General features: G+C 38.2%; 18 protein-coding genes and 1 pseudogene. 14 read left to right on the top strand and 5 right to left on the bottom strand.

The window, feature by feature from the left end:
• Nucleotides 1–10: 10 nt before the first annotated feature.
• The 7 genes and pseudogenes from ffh to acpP all read left to right on the top strand — a co-directional run bounded on the left by ffh (nt 11) and on the right by acpP (nt 6029).
• Nucleotides 11–1429: a signal recognition particle protein gene (ffh, locus tag ACEYX7_RS03330; protein ID WP_374804548.1), complete on the top strand. Its 1419-nt coding sequence runs from the start codon at nt 11–13 to the stop codon at nt 1427–1429.
• 88 nt (nt 1430–1517) lie between these two features.
• A complete protein-coding gene (gene folP / locus ACEYX7_RS03325; RefSeq protein ID WP_374804546.1) occupies nt 1518–2378 on the top strand; it encodes a dihydropteroate synthase in 861 nt (286 codons plus the stop codon).
• A gap of 27 nt (nt 2379–2405) precedes the next feature.
• A pseudogene (locus tag ACEYX7_RS03320) lies at nt 2406–2726 on the top strand (NGG1p interacting factor NIF3).
• Nucleotides 2727–2912: 186 nt separating this feature from the next.
• Nucleotides 2913–3644 (top strand): hypothetical protein, encoded by a 732-nt coding sequence (locus ACEYX7_RS03315; RefSeq protein WP_374806826.1) that lies wholly within the window; start codon nt 2913–2915, stop codon nt 3642–3644.
• Nucleotides 3645–3939: 295 nt separating this feature from the next.
• Nucleotides 3940–4902, top strand: coding sequence for an ACP S-malonyltransferase (gene fabD, locus ACEYX7_RS03310; RefSeq protein ID WP_374806825.1), 963 nt, complete (start codon nt 3940–3942; stop codon nt 4900–4902).
• Between the two features lie 4 nt (nt 4903–4906).
• Complete coding sequence (fabG, locus tag ACEYX7_RS03305; protein ID WP_374804539.1) at nt 4907–5653, top strand: 3-oxoacyl-ACP reductase FabG; 747 nt, start codon at nt 4907–4909, stop codon at nt 5651–5653.
• Between the two features lie 139 nt (nt 5654–5792).
• Nucleotides 5793–6029 (top strand): acyl carrier protein, encoded by a 237-nt coding sequence (gene acpP / locus ACEYX7_RS03300; RefSeq protein ID WP_374806824.1) that lies wholly within the window; start codon nt 5793–5795, stop codon nt 6027–6029.
• Between the two features lie 72 nt (nt 6030–6101).
• On the opposite strand, the gene ACEYX7_RS03295 is transcribed toward acpP, so the two are convergent.
• The 3 genes from ACEYX7_RS03295 to tkt all read right to left on the bottom strand — a co-directional run bounded on the left by ACEYX7_RS03295 (nt 6102) and on the right by tkt (nt 9389).
• Nucleotides 6102–6434 carry an AzlD domain-containing protein gene (locus ACEYX7_RS03295; protein WP_374804535.1) on the bottom strand — a complete coding sequence of 111 codons (333 nt, stop codon included), beginning with the start codon at nt 6432–6434 and terminating at the stop codon, nt 6102–6104.
• Nucleotides 6427–7128, bottom strand: coding sequence for an AzlC family ABC transporter permease (locus tag ACEYX7_RS03290; protein WP_374804533.1), 702 nt, complete (start codon nt 7126–7128; stop codon nt 6427–6429). Before ACEYX7_RS03290 ends, ACEYX7_RS03295 begins: the two co-directional genes overlap by 8 nt.
• 269 nt (nt 7129–7397) lie before the next feature.
• Nucleotides 7398–9389 (bottom strand): transketolase, encoded by a 1992-nt coding sequence (tkt, locus tag ACEYX7_RS03285; RefSeq protein ID WP_374806823.1) that lies wholly within the window; start codon nt 9387–9389, stop codon nt 7398–7400.
• A 252-nt stretch (nt 9390–9641) separates the two neighbouring features.
• Here tkt and sstT point away from each other — a divergent pair, with 252 nt between their 5' ends.
• Nucleotides 9642–10841, top strand: a complete 1200-nt coding sequence (gene sstT / locus ACEYX7_RS03280) for a serine/threonine transporter SstT (protein WP_374804529.1) — start codon at nt 9642–9644, stop codon at nt 10839–10841.
• Between the two features lie 486 nt (nt 10842–11327).
• Nucleotides 11328–12416, top strand: coding sequence for a 3-deoxy-7-phosphoheptulonate synthase (locus ACEYX7_RS03275; protein WP_374804527.1), 1089 nt, complete (start codon nt 11328–11330; stop codon nt 12414–12416).
• 78 nt (nt 12417–12494) lie between these two features.
• Here ACEYX7_RS03275 and lysM read toward each other — a convergent pair whose 3' ends face one another.
• Complete coding sequence (gene lysM / locus ACEYX7_RS03270; protein WP_374804526.1) at nt 12495–12986, bottom strand: peptidoglycan-binding protein LysM; 492 nt, start codon at nt 12984–12986, stop codon at nt 12495–12497.
• A 185-nt stretch (nt 12987–13171) separates the two neighbouring features.
• Complete coding sequence (locus ACEYX7_RS03265) at nt 13172–14542, bottom strand: phosphohexomutase domain-containing protein (protein ID WP_374804524.1); 1371 nt, start codon at nt 14540–14542, stop codon at nt 13172–13174.
• A gap of 233 nt (nt 14543–14775) precedes the next feature.
• Between ACEYX7_RS03265 and lepA the strand changes: the two genes are divergently transcribed.
• The 5 genes from lepA to lepB all read left to right on the top strand — a co-directional run bounded on the left by lepA (nt 14776) and on the right by lepB (nt 20654).
• A complete protein-coding gene (lepA, locus tag ACEYX7_RS03260; RefSeq protein ID WP_374804522.1) occupies nt 14776–16596 on the top strand; it encodes a translation elongation factor 4 in 1821 nt (606 codons plus the stop codon).
• 91 nt (nt 16597–16687) lie between these two features.
• Nucleotides 16688–17197, top strand: coding sequence for a hypothetical protein (locus ACEYX7_RS03255; protein ID WP_374804520.1), 510 nt, complete (start codon nt 16688–16690; stop codon nt 17195–17197).
• A gap of 108 nt (nt 17198–17305) precedes the next feature.
• Nucleotides 17306–17971, top strand: coding sequence for a hypothetical protein (locus ACEYX7_RS03250; protein ID WP_374804518.1), 666 nt, complete (start codon nt 17306–17308; stop codon nt 17969–17971).
• Nucleotides 17972–18050: 79 nt separating this feature from the next.
• Entirely contained in the window at nt 18051–19412 is a 1362-nt protein-coding gene (locus ACEYX7_RS03245) for a hypothetical protein (RefSeq protein WP_374806822.1), read from the top strand.
• 216 nt (nt 19413–19628) lie between these two features.
• Nucleotides 19629–20654 carry a signal peptidase I gene (gene lepB, locus ACEYX7_RS03240; protein ID WP_374806821.1) on the top strand — a complete coding sequence of 342 codons (1026 nt, stop codon included), beginning with the start codon at nt 19629–19631 and terminating at the stop codon, nt 20652–20654.
• The last annotated feature ends 88 nt before the right edge of the window (nt 20655–20742 follow it).

The following is a 20742-nucleotide window of genomic DNA, read 5'->3' as shown; positions in this document are numbered from 1 at the left end:
GGAATTGACAATGTTTGATACATTAACCGACCGACTCACGCAGAGTCTACGCAATGTAGCTGGTACAGGACAGCTCACAGAAGACAATATCAAAGACACGCTTCGTGAAGTGCGTATGGCATTGCTCGAAGCCGATGTTGCACTGCCTGTAACGCGTGATTTTATTGCCAAAGTTAAAGAACAAGCCTTAGGACAAGAAGTATTACAACAGCTTTCACCAGGACAAGCCTTTGTAAAAATCGTTTATGACGAACTCACCAAGATGATGGGTGAGGCAAACAAGAGCTTAGATCTGGCAGCAAAACCACCAGTGGTAATTTTGTTGGCAGGCTTACAAGGTGCGGGTAAAACGACTACTGCCGCCAAGTTAGCACGCTTCTTAAAAGAACGTCAAAAGAAAAAAGTCATGACTGTATCTGCTGACGTTTATCGTCCAGCAGCAATCAAACAGTTACAAACTGTATCAGCGGAAGTGGGTGCAGAATGGATTGAATCTGATGCCGCTGAAGCACCGATTGCTATTGTACAACGTGCGATTGGTGTTGCAAAACTTAATTTTGCAGATGTATTGATTGTCGATACAGCAGGTCGTTTGCACATCGATAGCGATATGATGGATGAAATTAAGGAACTTCATGCAGCCGTCAATCCAACAGAAACCCTTTTTGTTGTCGATGCCATGACAGGTCAAGATGCAGCGAATACTGCGAAAGCATTTAATGATGCCTTGCCTTTGACTGGTGTTATTTTGACCAAGACTGACGGTGATGCGCGTGGTGGTGCAGCATTGTCTGTACGTGCGATTACAGGTAAGCCAATCAAATTCTTGGGTATGGGTGAAAAACTGGATGCCCTTGAGCCATTCCATCCAGAGCGTGTGGCACAACGTATCTTGGGTATGGGTGACGTTTTATCTTTGGTTGAAGAAGTTGAACGCAAAATCGACCGTGATAAAGCCGAAAAAATGGCGAAAAAGCTGCAAAAAGGCGGTTCGTTTAACTTTGAAGATATGCTGACTCAGTTTGAACAAATGAAAAACATGGGCGGTATGATGGGCTTTTTAGACAAACTACCGGGTATGAATGGTGCAGGTTTGCAACAAGCCATTGAACAAGCCCAACCTGAAAAGCATGTCAAAAAAATGGAAGCGATTATCCAATCGATGACCTTAAAAGAGCGTCGTGATCCAGACTTAATGAATGCCAGCCGTAAACGCCGTATCGCAGCAGGTGCAGGCGTAGATGTGCAAGAAGTGAATAAACTCATCAAACATCATGCTCAAATGGCGAAAATGATGAAAAAATTCTCTTCACCATCAGGTATTAATAAAATGTTGCGTGGTATTCAAACTATGCAAAAGAAAATGGGTGGCAATAGCAGCATGGGTCCATTATTTGGTGGCGGTGCTGAGAAAGATGCTAAAAAATAAGCATCTATTGGTATAAAATTGCAATCAATAACCGTATTTCGATGCGGTTATTTTTTTATTGGAATAAATCTTTTTTGGTGAGATGATTATGTTTACGATAGAACAATTACCACATCAACAGCTTCACTTAAATAATCAAAATACTCTGGATTTCTCACAACCACAGATTATGGGCATCCTAAATGTCACGCCAGATTCCTTTAGCGATGGTGGTGAATATCAACGCATCGATAATGCAGTACAACATGCATTACAAATGCAAGCTGATGGTGCAAGTATTATTGATATTGGTGGTGAATCAACACGTCCCAATGCACCTGAAGTATCATTACAACAAGAATTAGATCGGGTTATGCCGATTGTAGAAGCTTTGAAGCCTTACCATCTTAATTTATCGATTGATACCAGTTCGCCTGAAGTGATGCGTCAAGCCGTAGCAGCAGGGGCGAGTATTTGGAATGATGTGCGTGCATTGACACGTCCGAATGCATTACAAACTGCTCGTGAACTGAATATTCCAGTAATTCTGATGCATAATCGTGGTGAACCTGCAACGATGAACAGTTTGGCAGTATATGAAGATGTGATGGCAGAAATTCTGTGTGAGTTGCAACAACGTATTGATGATGCCTTAAATGCTGGGATTGCCAAGCATCATATTATTATTGATGCAGGGTTTGGTTTTGCTAAAAATAGTCATCAAAATTTAATATTATTGAAGTATTGTAAACAATTAAATAAACTGGGTTATCCAATCTTAGCAGGCTTATCAAGAAAACGTTTTATCGGTGAATTACTCAATCAAGCTGATGTAAAAGACAGGGATATTGCCAGTAGTATGGCACATTTGTGGTGTGTACAACAGGGTGCGAGTATCGTGCGTACACATAATGTCAAAGCCATGAGCGATAGTCTAAAAGTTTGGCAGGCGATTTGTCAAACTGACTAAAAACACCATGATAAGTGAGAAAATAAAATGTATAAATTAATTTATTATGTACCTGACAGTCATCTCGATAGCACCAAACAAGCATTATTTGATGCAGGTGCAGGACAGTTGGGCAATTAAAAAAATGGTGCTTGGCAAGTACTAGGTACGGGACAATTTATGCCGACCAGTGGTGCAAAGCCATTTATTGGTGAATTGGATAAATTAGAAATGCTGAGTGAATGGCGAGTAGAAATCATTATTCCTAAAGATATTGCCAAGCAAGTGAAACAAGCCTTATATGCCAGCCATCCTTATGAAGAAGTAGCGTATGAATTTATTCCAATTGTAGATATTGATGCATTATAAACGATTAAATAAACATCGTGATAAAGCCTGTTGAAGAAGAAAATTTAAAAATGTACTCATCGGTATAAATTACTGTTATCCAAATCTTCAAAACTATGTTATAAAACAACACCAAAACACATTTTATCGAGCACAATATGGCATATGATATTCCCCCCAAATAACAACAGTAACAACGGCGTAACAGTGACTTCAAACATGCTTTCTACCGCAACACCACCTACTTTGACAGTAAGTATCACACAACGTCCAAGTGAAAATGCCAATCAACAAGAGCAAGATACAGCTACACAAGTCACAGCTACACAACAAGAAATCACGGTTTCACCGAACAATCCTTGTCCATTTTTACGCGCATTGGTGGCACGTGGCGATTTAAATAATGACAACGCAAGCCTACAGCAGATTGCCGATGCGGTATCACATATCGAAAAAGGTGCAGATCACGGTGAACAACCATTATCACCTAGAGCAATCAAAGTCATCGCCAGCGTAGCACACGGTTTCAGCCCTAGACAGATTTATCATAATGTCAACGACGGTGTGGCACTCAACCAATTACGAGGTAAAATTCTTGATAAAAAAGGCACAGGATCACGTTTACTGAATCATGAAGCCGTATATATGCCACAAGAATTAGAGCGATTAAAGCGATTTGCTTCGCCTAAAATAGATCAAAATGGTCAGCAAGAATTGGGGTTAAATGCCACAGAAATTGACCGTATGTTAGAAGCCAACTATGTACGTAATCAAGCACATCGTCGTAAAATCGATAAATTATTGATGCGTGGTGAGTTTCCAGTTTTACTTAAAGTTTTGGGTAAACAAGGACAAAAAGAACGCTATCTTGCAGTCTCTGATATTGAGCATTTATTCCGTGATAGAGCTTTTCCACAAAGAATTTTAGAGCGTTTGTAATCGGTAATTGTGATTTTTAATGCATTATCTGATGATGATGCAATTAAAAATCACTTTACAAAAATTAACATCTGAACGGATTTGCAATTCTAAATGTGTGTGAGAAATTGCAGTTTTGCCGAAATAATTTTTAAAAGATGATAAAAAACAATATATTGAAAATATTTACTTTGCAAGATTGCTTGAATTTTAAAATTTTAACTCGAGCAAATAAAGATAGTTTTGATGCTAGCAGAATATGAATTTGCTTGTTAATCTTACCAAGTATTTTAAATCAAGATTGTTAGAAACGTATATGACAGCACTCAACAATTCATCCGTTGCCTTTGTCTTCCCAGGACAAGGCTCGCAAAAAGTAGGTATGTTGGCAGAGTTGGCACAACATTATCCTGTGATTGAGCAGACTTTTGCAGAAGCATCACAAGCATTAGGCTTTGATTTGTGGAATATCGCACAATCAGGTGAAAAGTTAGATCAAACCGCCTATACACAGCCTGTACTGCTGACGGCAAGTGTAGCGATTTGGCGTGCATGGCGTGAAAACAACACAATTTTGCCTGTATATTTGGCAGGACACTCTTTGGGCGAGTATAGTGCTTTGGTGGCAGCGGAAGCGATTTCTCTGCAAGATGCGGTTAAATTAGTACATTTGCGTGGTCAATTGATGCAACAAGCTGTTGCTGAAGGCGAGGGGGCAATGGCAGCAATTTTGGGCTGGGATGATGCCCAAGTTATTGAATTATGCCAAAATGTTTCTAAAAATGCAGGTGTCGGTCAAGTTGATGCAGCAAACTTTAATGCCAAAGGTCAAGTCGTGATTGCAGGCACAACGCAAGCTGTCAATGTGGCAATCGAACAAGCCAAATCACAAGGTGCAAAAGCAATTGTATTACCTGTTTCTGTGCCATCACACTGTAGCTTGATGCAAGATACTGCACAGCAATTTGCACAAAGCCTAAATCAAATTGATTGGCAATTGCCAAAAATTCCTGTTATTCATAACGTCAATGTGCAAGTGGCAAATAATACTGATGAACTCAAACAAGCATTGACTGAACAATTATATAAGTCTGTGCAGTGGACACAAACTTTATCTTATTTAGAACAACATGGCATCCAATACTTGGTAGAATGTGGTGCAGGTAATGTATTGAGCAATTTGGCAAAACGTTTGCCTTTTGTACAACAAGTTTTACCTTTGGATACACCAAGTCGTTTTGGTGATGCAGTCAATCATTTACAGCATTTGAAAGGGTAAACTTATGACAGAATATATTGTTGGTGATAAAAAAATCGCTTTGGTAACAGGCGCGAGCCGTGGTATCGGTGCAGCGATTGCACAGCAATTTACACAAGATGGCTTTTTTGTTGTCGGTACAGCGACCAGCGAGCAAGGTGCTAATACGATTAGTACACAGTTAGCAGAGAATGGCGTAGGTATGGTGCTTGATGTGCGTGATGCAGAGAATATTGAAAGCCTTATCTCATCAATCGAACAAAAATACGGTGCTGTCTTAGTGCTTGTAAATAATGCTGGTATTACTCGTGACAACTTGTTGATGCGTTTGAGTGAAGAAGATTGGGATGATATTCTCAATATCCATCTCAAAGCGGTATATCGTTTATCTAAGCGTGTGCTTAAAGGCATGACCAAAGCACGTTTTGGCCGTATTATCAATATCAGTTCGGTGGTTGCACATTTTGCCAATGCTGGACAAACTAATTATTCAGCAGCTAAGGCAGGTATGGAAGCGTTTGGTCGTAGCCTTGCTAAAGAAATGGGTAGTCGCCAAATCACTGTCAATAGTGTCGCTCCAGGTTTTATTGCTACGGATATGACGGATACTTTGGGTGATGATGTCAAAGCAAAACTGATCGCACAAGTACCACTCAACCGCTTGGGGGAAGCACAAGACATCGCCGATGCGGTGAGCTATCTAGCAAGCGATAAAGCAAGCTATATGACTGGTCAAGTATTGCATGTCAATGGTGGCATGTATATGAATTAATATGTGTTTTTAAATTTTTTGATAAGTCGTATTCGAAAGATTTTGAAACCATCTAATACAAAAGAATGCTTTTATTCTTTTGAAATTTGTTTTAAACTTAATGGCAATCTAAACGCCACAACAGAGTAGGAGAATTCCTGTGAGCGATATCGAACAACGTGTTAAAAAAGCAGTTGCTGAGCAATTGGGTTTGAATGCGGATGAGATTAAAAACGAAGCATCTTTTATGGATGACTTGGGTGCTGATTCACTAGACCTAGTTGAATTAGTAATGGCATTTGAAAATGATTTTGATATTACCATTTCTGATGAAGATTCAAACGCAATTACTACTGTACAGTCTGCGATCGATTATGTTACTGCAAAATTAAACTAATTTTGTTTTAATACAATCTAAAAACCACCGCAAGGTGGTTTTTTATTTTAAACACAATTCACAAAACTTATTTTAAAAAATAAAATAGCGTAAGCCATAAAATACTGCCATACTTAATCCAATTACCACCAAAGTATTACGAATGACCAAACTGAATATAATCGTAGCTAAACTTGCCCAAAAGTAGGCACTATGAATACTTTGAGCGAAAGAATGCGTTGCCAGCGTATCTTTGAACATAATCGGGATAATCATGGCAGCCAGTACGCATGGTGCAGTGAAGAGTAATAAAGTCTTTACTTTTGGTGGAATTTTGATAGGTAATAGACGTGAGAAAAATGCATACCGCATATAAAAAGTAAGCAAAGTCATCAATAAAATTGCCAAACTATAATATTCAGTCATTGATATATCCTTGCTTGTCTGTGAGCATACTACCTACAAACATACCGACTATGGCTGAAATCAATAATGCATTTTTAAAATGTATCATTTCCAAAATCAAACAGAGCACTGCGGTGATTACCGTTACAATAATCATTATTTTTTGTTTTAACATTGGTATGAGCATGGCAATAAATGTCGCAGCAATCGCAAAATCAAAACCTAAACTATCAATATTTTTAAAATAATTTGCAGCATAAATACCGATAAATGTAGCGATATTCCAAAAGATATAAAATGTCAAACCTACTGTCATCGCATAGGTATAATCAAAAGCACCAGTACGTTTGGTATTTTCTTCCGTCAAAGCAAACATTTCATCAGTTAACAAAAATGCGAAACAAAAACGTTTATAAAAAGGCATCGGTAAAATATATTCTTTATAAGTCGCAGAATAGAGTAAATGCCTAACATTGACCATGATCGTGGTATTAATTAATGATAACCAACCTGCACCCGCCATAAAAATAGCTAATCCAGCCAGCTGTGCAGAACCCGCAAACACTGCTAATGACATGAGTTGTGACTGAAAAGGCGATAAGCCTGCTTGAATACCTAAGGTGCCACACAAAATACCCCACGGCACAACAGACAAAGATAAAGGAACTGATGCGATAAATGCATTGAATAAATTTTTCTGCTGTAAACTAAACATCATATCGCTCAAAATTCGTGTTTAATAAAGTAAGTGTTTGGCTGTGGGGATTTAGAATAACATTATTTAGAATTTCATTTTGCGTTATTGTCATGATTAATAATCATAGATTTATAAAGAAATATTTATCACTATCAATGCCGTGAATTTTTAATTTAAAATGATAAAGAATACTCAGCTTAATTGAGCTAAAAATAAAACCAACCAGTCTAGGCTAGTTGGTTTTATTGAAAATGATCAGTTTATCAAGATTTTTATTAAACCAATGATTAAACCAAAGATTTCACTGCATCAACCACTGCATCAACAGTAATACCAAAATGCTTAAATAAATCTTTGGCAGGGGCTGATTCACCAAATGTGGTCATACCGATGACTTTACCGTCTAAACCAACAAACTTATACCAGTAATCAACGATGCCAGCTTCCACTGCTACACGAGCACGCACAGTGCTTGGCAACACTTGCTCGCGGTATGCTGCATCTTGTTGGCTGAACAATTCTGCACATGGCATAGACACTACACGCACGCCATCAAGTTGTGCATAAGCTTGCATTGCCAAATCAATCTCCGAACCCGTTGCAATAATAATTGCTTTAAGCTCGCTTTTTTCTTTAGCAAGGATATAACCGCCTTTTTCAATCGCCTTAACTTGCTCAGCATCACGATTTTGTGGTGCAAGGTTTTGACGAGAAAGGATCAATGCAGTTGGTGCATTTTGGCTAAGCAATGCCATTTTCCACGCTACAGCAGTCTCTGTCGTATCACATGGACGCCATGTATACATATTTGGTGTTTGACGCAATGATGCCACTTGCTCAATCGGTTGGTGAGTTGGACCATCTTCACCTAGACCAATAGAGTCATGCGTATAAACTTGAATCACACGTTGTTTCATCAAAGCTGCCATACGTACTGCATTGCGTGCATATTCCATAAACATCAAGAAAGTTGCTGTATAAGGAATAAATCCACCGTGCAATGCCACACCGTTAGCGATCGCCGTCATACCAAATTCACGCACGCCATAATAGACATAGTTGCCGTCAACATGCTCATTTACGCCCTTGGCATCTTTCCAAAGTGTCAAGTTTGAACCAGCTAAATCTGCTGAACCACCTAAAATCTCTGGCAACAATGGTGCAAAAGCAGCAATGGTATTTTGACTTGCTTTACGTGTTGCAATATTTTCAGCTTTTGCTTGTGTTGCAGCGATAAATTCATCTGCTTTCGCTACAAAATCACTTGGTAAATCACCACTGATACGACGTAGTAACTCTGCAGCTTGCTCAGGATATTTGGCTTGATAGTCAGCAAATTGTTGATTCCATGCTTGCTCAGCTTGATCGCCTTTTTCTTTGGCGTTCCATTGGCTATAAATATCTTCAGCAATATCGAATGCACTTGCAGTCCAACCCAAAGTTTCACGGCTCAAAACAATTTCGTCTGCACCAAGTGGTGCACCATGGCAGTCTTCTTTACCTTGTTTATTTGGTGAACCCAAACCGATGATGGTTTTACAAATAATCAAAGTTGGCTTGTTGGTCTCTTGTTGAGCTTGTTTGGTCGCTTCACGGATTTCATGATGATTATGACCATCAACTTTAATCACTTGCCAACCATAAGCCAAGAAACGTTGTTCAGTGTTGTCGCTAAACCAACCTTCAACTTCACCATCAATTGAAATACCATTATCATCATAATAAGCAATTAACTTACCTAAGCCTAAAGTCCCTGCCAATGAACACACTTCGTGCGAAATACCTTCCATCAAACAGCCATCGCCCAAGAAACAGTAGGTATAATGGTTGATAATTGCGTTGTCTGCTTTGTTAAATTGAGCAGCTAAGGTTTTTTCTGCCAAAGCAAAACCCACTGCATTGGCAATCCCTTGACCTAGTGGGCCAGTAGTGGTTTCAATACCTGCTGTGTAACCATACTCAGGATGACCTGGGGTTTTTGAGTGCAATTGGCGGAATTGTTTTAAATCATCAATACTGACATCGTAGCCAGTCAAATGTAATAAGGCATAGTGCAACATCGAGCCATGACCATTTGATAATACAAAACGATCACGGTTTGCCCAGTTTGGATTGCTTGGATTGTGTTGGTAAAATTCACGCCATAACACGTCGGCAATGTCCGCCATACCCATAGGTGCACCTGGGTGACCAGAATTGGCTTGTTGTACTGCGTCCATCGCTAGGATACGAATCGCATTGGCAGTATGACGTTGATTTAAGGGAGTAATTGTGCTCATAAAAAATCCAAACAGGCGGGTTGTGTAAAATTTGTCTGTTATTTTAATCTTTTTTTCGGTCTATGTCAGCTCATAAAATAATAATTCGTTATTTGAAAATTACCTTTTAGTATAAGAAAAATGAACAAATAATTAACAAAATGATCATTTTTAATTATTAAATCGGTTTAAAGGTATAAAAAGAACTAGATTAGCAAACATAATTGTTATAGTCTTGTTCGCCTAAATTTAAGCTCAAGGCACATATTTGCGATGTTTAGTCTATTGAATCGTTTGAGTCTCATTACTCAAATTTTTATTGCCCTGATTTTGGGTATTGCTGTTGCTTTCATCTTCCCAGAAAGTGCGAAACATTTCACTATTTTAGGTGATTTATTTATTAAGGCATTGAAATCTGTTGCGCCTATTCTTGTATTTGTTTTGGTGATGTCTGCGATCAGCAATTATCAATCATCAAGTAATAAACAGATTCGTTCAATTCTTATACTTTATATCGTGGGTACAGTGGCAGCTGCTGTGACTGCGGTTTTGGTGAGTCAAGTTTTCCCATCTACGCTTAACTTGCAAGTTGATGCGTATAACAAAAATACACCGCCTGGTGATGTATTGACTGTATTAAGTAGCCTTGTGGTGAGCTTTATTGACAATCCAGTTAATGCACTAATCAATGCAAACTTCATTGGTATTTTGGCATGGGCTGTCGGTTTAGGGATTACCATTCGTCACGCAAATGAAACTACCAAGCAAGTGATGCGTGATTTGTCAGAAGCTGTTGCGAAGATTATTAGCTTCGTGATTCGCCTTGCACCATTAGGTATTTTGGGTCTCGTGATTGTATCAGTTGCTGAAGCAGGTGCAGATGCATTAAAGAATTATGCACATGTCTTGGCAGTACTTGTAGGTACGATGTTCTTTGTTGCATTAGTCATTAATCCAATTCTTGTTGCAATCATCACACGTCGTAACCCTTATCCATTGGTACTGACGTGCTTACGCGAAAGTGGCGTAACGGCTTTCTTTACACGTAGCTCTGCTGCAAATATCCCAGTAAACTTAAATTTAGCACGTAAAATGGGCGTGGATGAATCTGTATATTCAATCAGTATTCCTTTGGGTGCAACCATCAATATGGCTGGTGCAGCAGTGACTGTCAGCGTGTTGACGATGGCAGCTGTACATACTTTGGGTATTCAAGTTGATTTGGCAACGATGTTGATCTTGTCTGTGGTCGCAGCAGTGTGTGCTTGTGGTGCAGCGGGTGTTGCAGGTGGTTCTTTGCTTTTGATTCCATTGGCATGTAGTTTATTCGGCATCAGTAGTGATATTGCGATGCAAGTGATTACTGTAGGGATGGTGATTAGTGTGCTTCAAGATTCTACTGAAACAGCACTTAATTCATCTACCGATGTATTATTTACAATCGCTGCGGATCAAGCAACAAAACGTGCTTAATATGATCTAAGTGATTGATTAAAAAGCCATAAGAAATTATGGCTTTTTTTTATTGAATGCAGTCTAATCGTCAAGATTTCATTATAAAGATAGTTATGATAAAAAAATTTCTGAAAACACTTGCCAAACTTGATTTTTTTGCATATTTTATCAATGAAGATTTTTTGGAGTGGTATCATGACTTACATGCCATCACAACACGCTTATTTTTATTTTTGGCAATTTGATTGATTGCCCGATGCATCGTGGGCAAAAGAAGGTTTGCCCATCATGATATTTAACCTGATTGGCATAACCAGTCAGGTTTTTTTATGGCAATTTTAATATTTTTTTATTTTTGATGAACCAGCTTTAGGAGCAAGATATGGATACGTTTTACTGTTTTTATCAGGGTGATTGGGTCTTTTGGCCAACACTTTGTCATAGCTGTACTTTGAGTAAAGCTATACATTTTAAACATCGAAAAATTATTTTGTGAGAAAAATCATGTATCATACTGAATTCAGCCAAACATTAAGCTATAGAGCCGTGAAGAACTTAACCCAATGCAATCAGCCTGTAACGCTAGACTATACGGCACAAGCATTAGTTCAACCGATTGAGTTAAAAACAAAGTACGCACTCAGCGATCGTACCAAAGAAAATATTATTAAACATCGCCAAGACATTGAGAACATTCTCAATGGTCAGGATAAACGCTTCTTATTGGTAGTAGGGCCTTGCTCTATTCATGATGCTAAGGCAATGCTGGAATATGCAGAATGCTTAAAAATATTGGCAAGCAAATATCAACAACAATTAAAAATTGTCATGCGTGCTTATATCGAAAAGCCACGTAGTACAGTAGGTTGGAAAGGGTATGTATATGATCCAAGCCTTGAAAATGCCGAACAAAAACACTTACAGAATCTGGCGAGCGGTTTACAATTAAGTCGCCAATTATTGGTTCAGCTGGCAGAAATGGATTTGCCTTTGGCGACAGAAGTGCTCAATCCAATGTTAAGTCATTATTTTGATGATATTTATAGCTGGGGTGCAATTGGTGCCAGAACCAGCGAATCACAGATCCATCGTGAAATTGCCAGTCTACTGCCTTATGCAATAGGTTTTAAAAATGGTACTGACGGCAATGTCAAAATTGCTCTTGATGCGATTCAATCTGCTCGACAACCCCATGATTTTTTGGGTGTGAATGAATATGGTCAAATGGCAATGCATAGTAGTATCGGCAATCGCTGCGGGCATCTGATTTTGCGTGGTGGGCAACATAGTACTAATTTTGACCAAGAAAGTATCTTGGCAATTCAACAGCAATCCAAAGCGACTGCAATTGTGGTGGATTGTAGCCATGGTAATAGTCAAAAAATCGCCAAAAATCAAATCACTGCACTACAAAAAGTAATCGATGAACGTGCGATTACAGGCATCAAAGGCGTGATGCTTGAGAGTCATTTGCGACACGGTAAGCAAAATATTGACGCTCAACCTTTGATATATGGTTGTTCAATTACAGATGAATGTATAGGATGGGAAGAAACCGTAGACTGTATTGAATATTGTGCCAAACATCTTTAAATCAGGTTAAAAGTCAAAAAAAGAAGTCGCTATATAACGACTTCTTTTTACTTCGGCTCATTGGCCAATAGGTTCAAATTATTGTGGAATACGCAATACTTGACCTGGGAAGATTTCATTTACATCTTTCAGCATTGGCTTATTTGCTTCAAAGATTTTATTATATTGATTTGCATCACCATAAAATTCTTTAGAAATTTTGGACAATGTGTCGCCAGACTTGACCGTATAGAACTTTGACTCAGGCTCTGGTGTGGTGACAGTCATTTGGTCATCGACACGTGCAACATGGTCAATGTTACCTACAGCCAAAATCACTTTTTCACGATCAGCTTGGGTATGTGCAATACCATGAATGGTTGCTGTGTCTGTGTCACCGTTATAACCGATAGACAACTCTTTGATGCCTAAGTCTAAAGACTGAACGTGTGCCAAAAGTTTATTTGCCATTTCTTGTGCAGAAGGCTCTGATGGTGCGGTAGGTGCGGCTACAGGTGTAGATGTTGGTTGTGGGGCTGGCTGAGCAGTATTTTTACGACCAATACCTTTAATAAAATCGAATAAACCCATGATATAAATCCTATGTTTAGATAATTAACGTGCTTTTAAATATAAAGTAATTCTGATCATAATGGTTAAAAAAATGGCTAAAATTTGTTAGTTTCATGTTAAGAATAATGGTGTTTAGTAACGCCAAAATCAAATAAGCCCTTATGATTTTGGTCAATAGGGCTTATTGTTCAATAATACAAACGTTAGACGTTTGAGGCTTTGATGAGTGCTGATACGTCGGCAGTCACTTGTTTTAGCAAGTCTAAATCTTGGCGGACTTCAATATTTAAACGTAATAAAGGCTCAGTATTGGATGCACGAATATTCATACGCCAATCACCAAAATCAGCCGATATGCCATCGGTATAATCCAAAATAGGATTTTGGGCTTGATAATGTGCTAATACAGTCTCAATGGTATGTTGGCTGTCTTTGACTTTAAAATTAATTTCACCACTACATGGATATTTGGCAATCATACCATTTACTAATGTAGATAAAGTAGTATTTTGTTTTGATAGCAAATCAATCGCCAATAACCATGGAATCATACCACTATCACAATAACCAAAATCACGGAAATAATGATGGGCACTCATTTCACCGCCATAAATGGCATTTTCAGCACGCATCACATCTTTAATAAAAGCATGTCCTGATTTTGACTGCACTGCTGTACCATCATATTGATTGACAATATCTAAAGTATTCCAAACTAAACGTGGATCATGTACGATTTTTTCATCGCCAGATTTATTTAAAAAGGCAGCCGCCAATAAACCGACAATGTAATAGCCTTCGATAAATTGACCAGTTTCATCAAACAAGAAACAACGGTCAAAATCACCATCCCATGCAATACCCAAATCCGCACCGTGAGCCAATACCGCATCACGAGTAACAGATTGATTTTCTAATAAAATCGGGTTTGGAATACCGTTAGGGAAATTGCCATCGGCATCATGATGCAATTTGATAAATTCAATTGGTGCATTCACAGCTTGGAAACGCTTTTCAATTTCATCAATCACATGACCTGCTGCACCGTTACCTGCATTCACCAAAAGCTTTAATGGTTTTAAATCTGCGACATTAATATAAGTCATCAAATGATCAACATATTCAGGCAAGATGTTATAGCTTTGCGTTGTGCCTTGTTGGCTTGGGGTTTTAAACTCACCCTTCTCAGCAATCGCTTGAATGTCACGCAGACCTGTTTCGATACTGATCGGCTTGGCGTTTTCACGTACCAATTTCATACCATTATAATTCATAGGGTTATGACTGGCTGTAATCTCAATACCGCCTTGTACATCCAAATGAAAGGCTGCAAAATACACTTCTTCTGTACCGGTCATGCCTAGGTCTAACACATTTACGCCTGCATCGTTTAGCCCTTTAATCGTAGCTTGTTTTAGGCTTTCGCTCGATAAACGGATGTCGCAACCGACAGCAACCGTTTTGGCTTGATACAATTCACCATAAGCACGTCCGATACGATAGGCGACTTCTTCATTGAGTTGGCTGCCGAGTTCGCCACGGATGTCATAAGCTTTTACACATTCAATTTTCATCGTATTCTCAAGAAATAAAATTTGAATCATTATAAATAAAATAAAGCTTAAAAAGCGATACAAGATTTGCAAAAGTGTTTTGAATCTATTGAAAAGTGTATCTTGTAACAACATCAAACATAACATCATTTTGGAAAATGAAAAAACTACCATCAAGATGAAGTTTTCGCTATAATGCCATGTCTAAATTTTCTTTGCCCTATGTTTTGGCAGGTAACAGGTAATCATCTACAATGTCTAAATCGAAAAAATCTACGCCGATGAGCAATATTCGCAATTTCTCTATTATTGCTCACATTGACCATGGTAAATCGACACTTGCTGACCGTTTTATTCAAATGTGTGGTGGCTTACAAGACCGTGAAATGCAAGCTCAAGTGCTTGATTCCATGGAGCTTGAGCGTGAGCGTGGTATTACCATCAAAGCAGCGTCGGTGACATTGTATTATACCCATCCGAATGGACAGGAATATCAGCTCAACTTTATTGATACCCCTGGACACGTGGACTTTTCTTATGAAGTATCACGCTCGCTTGCTGCCTGTGAAGGTGCATTGTTGGTTGTTGATGCAGCACAAGGCGTAGAAGCCCAATCGGTAGCTAACTGTTATACTGCGATTGAGCAAAATTTAGAAGTCTTACCGATTTTAAATAAAATTGATTTGCCGCAGGCAGAGCCTGAGCGTGTAATTCACGAAATTGAAGAAATTATTGGCATTGAAGCGACTGATGCACCGACCTGTTCCGCAAAGACCGGCTTGGGAGTAGAAGGGGTATTAGAGCGTTTGGTTGATGTCATTCCTGCACCAACAGGCGAGCGTGAAGCACCATTACAAGCTTTGATTGTGGATTCTTGGTTTGACAATTATTTAGGCGTAGTGTCGTTGGTACGTATCAAACATGGTCGTATTCGTAAAGGCGATAAGATGTTGGTCAAATCTACTGGTCAAAGTCATCCAGTGACTTCTGTAGGTATGTTTAATCCAAAACATACAGAAACTGACATTTTAGAAGCGGGCGAAGTCGGCTTTGTGATCGCAGGGATTAAAGATATTTTTGGTGCGCCTGTGGGTGATACCATTACACTTTCTAATACACCTGATGTTGCTGCATTACCAGGGTTTAAAAAGGTTAAGCCACAGGTTTATGCAGGCTTGTTCCCAATCGATGCGAGTGATTTTGAGCCATTCCGTGAGGCGTTGCAAAAACTACAAATCAACGATTCGGCATTATTTTTCGAACCTGAGAGTTCAGATGCATTGGGTTTCGGTTTCCGTTGTGGTTTCTTGGGCATGCTACACATGGAAATCGTACAAGAGCGTTTGGAGCGTGAGTACGATTTAGACTTAATTACCTCTGCACCAACAGTTGTCTATGAAGCGGTAACCAAAAAAGGCGATACCATTTATATCGACAGTCCATCAAAAATGCCTGATGCAACCACAGTAGAAGATTTGCGTGAGCCGATTGCTGAATGTCATATTCTCGTACCACAAGAATATTTGGGTAATGTGATGACGTTGTGTAATGAGCGTCGTGGTATCCAAAAAGACATGAAATTCTTAGGTAATCAAGTCTCGATTACTTTTGAAATTCCGATGGCTGAAGTGGTGATGGATTTCTTTGACCGTTTAAAATCATGCTCGCGTGGTTTTGCATCACTCGATTATAATTTTGTACGTTTTGAAAGCTCAAGTCTTGTTAAAGTGGATGTGTTGATTAATGGTGAAAAAGTCGATGCTTTGGCAATGATTTGCCATCGTAATGATGCACGCCATCGTGGTATTGCATTGGTCGATAAAATGAAAGATTTGATTCCACGTCAAATGTTTGATGTGGCGATTCAAGCCGCGATTGGCTCACAGATCATTGCACGTTCTACCGTAAAAGCCATGCGTAAAAACGTATTGGCAAAATGTTATGGTGGCGATGTCAGTCGTAAGAAAAAATTGCTGGCTAAGCAAAAAGAAGGTAAAAAACGTATGAAGCAAGTGGGTAGTGTTGAAATCCCACAAGAAGCGTTTTTAGCCGTTTTGCAAGTGGATAAAAAATAATATCTTTACTTGAAATCCTTTGGGTATATGGTTGTTTATTATATAGTTTGCTATAGTTGGCAATCAACCATATACCCTTAAGGATATCAAGATGTCATTTTTTTCAAAATTATTTGGTAAAAACAATAACAACAATAAGCGTGACAATACTCAAAGCACATTCGTTATTTCAAAACAGCAACTGCCTGAAAATCAACAACGTTTAAGTACATATCCTAACGATGAGCCTACTCAAAAAAATTCAGGTTTTGAGATTATAGATATTGAATTTGATATTCCTATGGGCAGTAAAGTCGAATTTGGACAAAAAATTACTGCCACAATAACCTACGATAGTGTAACCGACGTGCAAATTTGGCTCATGCCTGATACAGGTGGCGAGATGAGTGGGCAGTATGAACCATCCGAATTAGAGCCAGCAGGTCGCCATACGATTAGCCGTTATATCGCTATTAATGATGTAAATAATGGGGTCGAACCGAAATTATCGCAAGCCTATATTGAAGTTAAAGATGATAATGGTCAAATCATTTATGGTGTGGTATTTGATGTAGATTATCAGTTTATTGAATCATCTGACCCAGAATATCATCAACGTTAAAATGATGGTGTAGGCACAGCCAAGCTGACTTATTCTGGTGTATTTTTATATAGCAAACGCCTTACTCGTCATGAAGTCTTGCCAATCAATGTGGATATAGATGTTTATATGCACTTTGAATGCCAAGATAAATATGGTGCAATATTTTCAGTCACAGCAGATGAATTAGAGGGTAACTTTACGGCTACAAGCTATGATTATCCTACGCCTGTAGATGGAAAAGAAATGTATTCAACCTTTAGTGTCAGCGAAGAAGGTGAATTAAAACATTTTTCGTTTAATGCTTATAATCAGCAAAATGCACATTTGGCAGGCATGAGAGTCGATTTTCCACTGACTTTTGTTGATATGCGTGGTGATGGTTTAAGCGATGAAGATAGTGATAAAAATCTCATTTATGGTGTATCTGACGAAGACGATGAAGAAATTGATATTTTTGATGAACGCGGCAATAAATTACAGCCGAATGATAGTGTAAAAGTTGGCTCAAAAATCCAGTTAGATATAGGTTATGAGTGTGTAGCTGAGTATGGCGGGCGGATTCAAATTTTTGATTTGGTTGGTGAAGATGACGACCGAGAAATTAACCAAGAAATCTATGACAGCGTTTGGCTGAAAAAAGAATATTTTGATGAAAGTAATTGGGCAGAAATTATGACTTTTGAATTTGATAAGCCAAGGAAAATTACAGGTTTTGGATTGTATCTATTTAATATTTCTGGGGAATTGTTAGATCATGAAATTATTGAATTTCCTTTAAATGTTGTTGATTAATAGAATGTTTGAACGATTCATATAAGTTAATTTTTATTTAGCGTGTTGATTCTTAGGATTGGATTTTTAGGATTGGATCATGGCATTTCTCTCAAAATTGATTGATAAAAAGAATTTTTCTCAATCTTATACGGACGCTTTGAGCGTTGATTTTACTGAACCGCCCTTAGGTTTTAAGATTGTAGATGTTCGATTGGACGTGCCTTTAGGAACTGCTATTGAATTCGGACAAGTCGTTACCGCCAAAATCACTTATCAAAGTGATATTGCAGTACAAATTTGGGTCAAGCCTGAATTAAGTGGTTATGATATAAGTGGTGCTTATGAGCCATCAGAAGTAGAGCCAGCTGGACTGCATACCATCACACGTTTTTTTCATATCGATAATATCGTTGCCAAGCAAAACGTTAATTTAAATCAAATCATCGTGTTGGCAAAAAATGAACAATCTGTCACAGTGGCTCATGGTCTGGTCGATGTAGATTATATTTTGGCAAAATCTTCTGATCGAAATTACAATCAAACTAGAAATGATGGTGTAGGGACAGCGAAACTCACTTATTCTCGTATATCTATGCATGGGACACGTCTTGCTCGGCATGATGTTGTGCCGATGAATGTGGGAATTGATGTGTATATGCATTTTGAATGCCAAGACCAATATGGTGCTAAATTTGCTGTGACCATTGATGAGCTAGAATGTGGATATACGCCACAAGGTTATGATCACGCTACACCTAAAGCTGGGCAGGAAGTCTATTCTTCGTGTAGTGCAAACGAAACGGGAGAAATAAAACATCTGACCTTTGTTGCATATAATCATCAAAATGCTGTGTTAACGGGAATGAAAATTGATTTTCCGCTTACTGTGGTTGATATGTCGAGTGATGGACTAAATGAAGAAGACAATAAAAATGCAATCTTCATTATGACTGACAAAGACACCAAACAGCTTGAAATTTTTACTGAATCAAATCAACGATTACATGCTCACAATAAAATCTCTGTAGGTTCAAAAATACAATTCAAAATTGCACATGAATGTATGGCTGAATATGGTGGCAGAATTCAGATTTTTGATACTGTTGGTGAGGGTGATGAGAGAAAGCTTAACCAAATATTGCACGATAGCGTGTGGCTAAAGAAAGATTATTTCAATGAAAATCAACATTCATCCATTATTACAAATGAGCTGGATAAATCACGACAGATCACGGGTTTTGTCGTTTATTTATACAATATGTCAGGTGAAATTTTAGCTTATGAAGTGATTGATTTTCCATTACACATAACACATAGCATAAAAGAATTGAGTAATTTGGCATCAAATGCAGATATCCAAGTGCCGTCTTTCAAGACGATTTTGAAAAAAATTGCTTTATACATATTAGCTTGTATTACAATGCTTATTGTGGTTATCTTTATAGTGATGATGAAATGATGTAATCTGCGTAGAATTTAATAAGCAAAATGTCCCTGTAAAAAGCCATCATATTGATGATAATCTTTTAATGAATTGACGTAAATATGACACAATTACATTTTGATATATGTTATAGTTTGCAACCAATGATTTAGCTGGATGGCTCAATCATTATCATGTCATAATTATATGATTTGAGTAATCTACTGTTCGATAAAGTGATAGGCAAGTATTGTGAATTTTGACTTTAATTTAATTTTAGTTCCGCTGACATTAATATTCTTTTTTGTTTGGTTATTGGACAAATTGGTACTGAAAAGCTATAACAAAAAGACAAAGTTAGAGCATGATGCGGCATTGGCTACAAAAAATGTCGAACAAGCGAAGGCTGATTTAGCACACCTAAAGCAGCAACATGCGGTGGACGCACCTGAAGTGTTACATGCACAAGATAAACTGAGCCATGCTGAAACACAACTGGCACAGGCACATTATCAAGCCAATCAGCAGCGTTTACATCCTGTAGTTGCTTGGGCTTACGATTTTTGGTGGATTTTAGCTTTAGTCCTATGCGTACGTTCATTTTTGTTTGAACCATTTAATATTCCGTCTGAGTCGATGAATCCGACCTTACAAACCGGTGATTTTATTTTGGTTAATAAATATGCTTATGGTGTACGCTTACCTTTAACCAATACCAAAGTTATCGACAGTGGCTCACCGCAACATGGTGATGTCGCAGTCTTTGCATATCCTAAAGACCCAAAGATTAAATTTATTAAACGTATTATCGGTTTACCAGGTGATAAGGTAGAAATACGTGATGGTCAAATGTATATTAATGGTCAATTACAACCATCTGATTTTAAAGCTGATTCTACGGTGATTGTAAATACACTTAATGAAAATAATCAAATCAAAAAACTACCTGTAGCAGGCAAACAATATTTGACTACGATTGGTGAACATCAATTCTTAGCACAATATTTATTGCCACAGCAACCAGACTTGCTTGCACAAAATTATGTGCAGAGTATGTTGATTGATTCTCATCGTTTGTCACAACAGCAGAATTTAAGTTTTGAAGTACCCGCAGGTCAATATTTTGCTATGGGTGATAATCGTGATCAGAGTGATGATGGTCGTTATTGGGGTTTTATTCCAGAAGATCATCTTACTGGTAAAGCCACTTATGTTTGGATGCATAAAGAACCTGGTTTGAATATCCCAAGTTTCTCACGCAACGGCAGTATCCCTTAATGTTCGACTTGTCAGTGTAAGTACTATCGTAATTTATATTGGTAAAGGTTATAATATTTAAATTCTTTAAACAATTTTTGGAGTAAAT

It is taken from the genome of Hubeiibacter jixunmingi (assembly GCF_041928215.1).
Classification (GTDB): domain Bacteria; phylum Pseudomonadota; class Gammaproteobacteria; order Pseudomonadales; family Moraxellaceae; genus Acinetobacter.
The sequence above is the reverse complement of the archived record's forward strand: the minus strand, read 5'-3'. Positions and strand labels throughout refer to the sequence as shown.